The organism is Chroococcidiopsis sp. CCALA 051 (assembly GCF_003015105.1).
GTDB lineage: Bacteria > Cyanobacteriota > Cyanobacteriia > Cyanobacteriales > Chroococcidiopsidaceae > Chroococcidiopsis > Chroococcidiopsis thermalis.
This window is the reverse complement of sequence record NZ_PYCI01000244.1, coordinates 1-3614: the sequence shown is the minus strand read 5'-3', so window position 1 is coordinate 3614 and position 3614 is coordinate 1. Positions and strand designations below refer to the sequence as shown.

3 protein-coding genes are annotated in these 3614 nt (G+C 42.0%); all 3 read left to right on the top strand.

Features of this window, described 5'->3' with window-relative positions; translation table 11 throughout:
• Positions 1-249 precede the first annotated feature (249 nt).
• The 3 genes from nadC (at position 250) to C7Y66_RS30180 (ending at position 3495) form a co-directional block, all read left to right on the top strand.
• Positions 250-1116 (top strand): carboxylating nicotinate-nucleotide diphosphorylase, encoded by an 867-nt coding sequence (gene nadC / locus C7Y66_RS30190; RefSeq protein ID WP_106548351.1) that lies wholly within the window; start codon positions 250-252, stop codon positions 1114-1116.
• 143 nt (positions 1117-1259) lie between these two features.
• On the top strand, positions 1260-3029 hold the full coding sequence (gene argS, locus C7Y66_RS30185; RefSeq protein ID WP_106548350.1) for an arginine--tRNA ligase: 1770 nt from the start codon (positions 1260-1262) through the stop codon (positions 3027-3029).
• A gap of 76 nt (positions 3030-3105) precedes the next feature.
• Positions 3106-3495 carry a hypothetical protein gene (locus C7Y66_RS30180; protein ID WP_015157493.1) on the top strand — a complete coding sequence of 130 codons (390 nt, stop codon included), beginning with the start codon at positions 3106-3108 and terminating at the stop codon, positions 3493-3495.
• Positions 3496-3614 lie beyond the last annotated feature (119 nt).

Here is a 3614-nt window from a genome sequence, read left to right as displayed (position 1 = left end):
CTCTTTTAATTCGACACCAACTCTCTTGTGCTTGTTGGCGCTTTCAAACTATACTCTTTTCTAGGTTCGGTCGCCCTTTGGGAGGTCGCTTTGCGTCCCTCTCTCCTCCGGCGCTTTATTAATCTATCTAATCTCCACCAAATGTGTCAACCCTTTTGGTGAAAAAAATTTTGACTTTCCCCCAAATTCCCTCGCCGCAACGGTTTGAGCTAGAGTGATTTTGGAGTCAAGCCAGGAAGTTTATTAGTCGTGAGTAATTTTGCTGTTTTACCGCCTTGGTTAATACTCGATCCTCTGCTGCGTGAGTGGTTATCTGAAGATGTTGGACGAGGCGATCGCACGACTCAAAGCTTGCTAGCTCAAAATCCTCGTACTGGACAAGCCAAGTGGGTAGCTAAAGCTCCCGGGGTTATTGCAGGTTTGCCAGTTGCAGCTAGAGTGTTTCAAACTTTAGACGAGCAAGTCAAATTTGTCGCTTGTGCGGCTGAAGGAGAATTGTGTCAGCCAGGACAAGTTATTGCTCAGATGAGTGGAGCGTTGGATGCATTGCTGATGGGAGAAAGAGTTGCGCTTAACTTGGCGATGAGGTTGAGCGGTATTGCTAGCCTTACCCGTCAGTATGTGGAGAGAATAGAAGATTTACCGGCTCGATTAGTCGATACGCGCAAAACAACTCCAGGACTGAGGGTACTGGAGAAGTATGCAACTCAACTAGGAGGAGCAATTAATCACCGAATGGGATTGGATGATGCAGTGATGATCAAAGATAATCATATTGCAGTGGCTGGTGGAATTGGTAAGGCGATCGCCCAAATCCGCCAGAGCATACCATATCCTCTCACCATAGAGGTTGAAACCGAGTCTTTGGAACAAGTATCAGAAGCCATACAGTATGGGGCAGATATCATTATGCTGGATAATATGTCTCTAGAGATGATGCATCAAGCAGTAGAGACAATCCGACAGCACAATAGCAAAATCAAAATTGAAGCTTCTGGTAACGTTTCTTTGGAAACTATTTGCTCGGTAGCAGAAACAGGCGTAGATTATATTTCTAGTAGTGCGCCGATTACTCAAGCGAAGTGGTTGGATTTGAGTATGAAAATTGAATGTTGAGCTTGGAAGTGTCTGCGGCTAGGTAGAACGACCGAATTGCCTACACCTTACTGACACACTATATATAACTATTTAGAAGTGTCTGCAGCTAGGTAGAATGATCGAATCACCTACGCCTTGCTGACATACTATACATAACTCTTATGAAAGAAACTTTAGAACAGCTCAAACCTCGATTCGAGCAAGCTTTGGCTGCTGCGTTGGGTGCAGAATATGCTGGAGTCGATCCAATTTTAGTACCTGCTAGCAATCCTAAATTTGGAGATTATCAAGCAAATGTAGCTCTACCGCTAGCGAAACAAGTAGGAAAACCTCCACGGGCGATCGCAGAACAAATTGTATCAAAGTTAGATGTTAACGATTTCTGCGAAAATCCAACTGTAGCTGGACCTGGTTTTATTAATTTGACATTGAAACCAGCTTATTTGGAAGCACAATTACAGAAAATTAATCCTGACCCTCGGCTAGGAATTGCATCTGTTAAACATCCCAAGAAAGTTATTGTAGATTATCCCAGCCCAAATATTGCTAAAGAAATGCACGTTGGGCATTTGCGTCCAGCTGTGATTGGAGATTGTCTTTCTCGAATTTTAGAATTTATCGGACATGACGTAGTGCGTTTGAGTCATGTAGGCGATTGGGGCACTCCCTTTGGAATGCTGATTGCTTACTTGCAAAAGGCATATCCAGAAGCTTTGACAACAAATGAAAATTTGAATTTAGGAGATTTATCATCATTTTATCGTCAAGCTAAAAAGCAGTTTGATACAGATGAAGGGTTTAAGGAAGCAGCGAGACAGGCTGTAGTACAACTGCAAGCAGGAGAAGAAAAAACTATTCTGGCTTGGAAGATTGTTTGTCAACTGTCTAGTAAAGCATATCGAGTTATTTACGATTTGATGGGAATTGCTCCGTTTATTGAAAGAGGAGAATCTTTTTATAATGCTTTATTAGCAGAAACGATTGAAGAGTTGGAAGCAAAAGAACTTGTAGAAATTGACGCAGGCGCGAAGTGTATTTTTCTAGAAGGTTTCACAAATAAAGAAGGTAAGCCTTTACCTTTGATCGTGCAAAAATCTGATGGAGGTTATAATTACGCTACAACGGATTTAGCTGCTATTCGCTATCGAGTAAATGCTGATAAAGCACAACGAGTAATTTATCCAGTGGGTGCTGAGCAAACTAATCATTTTGCTCAAATTTTTCAGGTAGGAAAACGAGCGGGTTGGATTACAGATGAAGTGGAGTTTTTTCACGCTCCTTTTGGTTTGGTTTTGGGTGAAGATGGATCGAAGTTGAAAACTCGCTCGGGAGAAGCTGTACGCTTAAAAGATTTGTTAGATGAAGCGATCGCACATGCTCGTAAAGATTTAGAATCTCGATTAAAAGAAGAAGGAAGAGAAGAGACAGAGGAATTTATTAACCACGTCGCTCAAGTGATTGGTATTAGTGCAGTAAAATATGCCGATTTGAGCCAAAACCGCAATAGCAATTACATTTTTAGCTACGATAAAATGTTGGCTTTGCAAGGTAATACTGCTCCTTATATGTTATATGCTTATGCACGGATTCAAGGCATTAGCCGTAAGGGAGGAATTGATTTCGAGCAGTTGGGAGACAACGTTAAGGTAGTATTGCAGCATGAAACTGAACTCGTATTGGCAAAGCATTTACTTCAGTTAGATGAGGTTATCTCAACAATTGAAGAAGATTTATTACCAAATCGATTGTGCGAGTATTTGTTTCAATTGAGCCAAAAATTCAATCAATTTTACGATCGCGATCGAGGTGTTCCAGTCTTGAATGCGGAAGAACCTCAGAGAACGTCGCGGTTAGTGCTGTGTAATTTAACGGCTAGAACTCTCAAGTTGGGATTATCTTTATTAGGAATTCCCGTGTTGGAGAGGATGTAAATAGCAGATTCAAATAAGGCGGTTAATGCCCACCCTACTATTTATTTTAGGTGAGTTAGGTGTTGAGGAGAAGATTATGAAGATAACAGTTATTAGTCAAATTGCGATCGCGCTCGTGTCTTTATCTACAGTTTTTACACCAACTGCGGCTAAAGCTCAACTTATTCCACAGCCTTGGGTTTCGGTGGGAGGAGACGATGGTGATGTGACTTTTTCTGTGGGTGCGAGAATTATTGGTTTAGGGGTTGAATTAGGATTTGGTCCGGGTGATTCAACGGGAGTGGACGTACTCAAGTTTATTAATTTACCTGTTGTCGATCCCTATATTGGGGTAGGATATTATTCGGATGATGAGGATTTCGCCGTGTCTGGTGGGGTTCAAATTGATGCGGCTGACAATCTGTTTGTAGGAGTTGGTTATAATTCTGTACGCGGATTTAATGGACAGGTAGGAGTTAAGTTTTAGAGCCCCCCTAACCTTCCTTGAAAAGAGAGGAATTAGCAAGTAAGAGTCAAGTTTCGATCCCCCTAACCCCCCTTTTGAAGGGGGGCAATCAGATCCTTCCCACCTTCCTGATTCAGGGG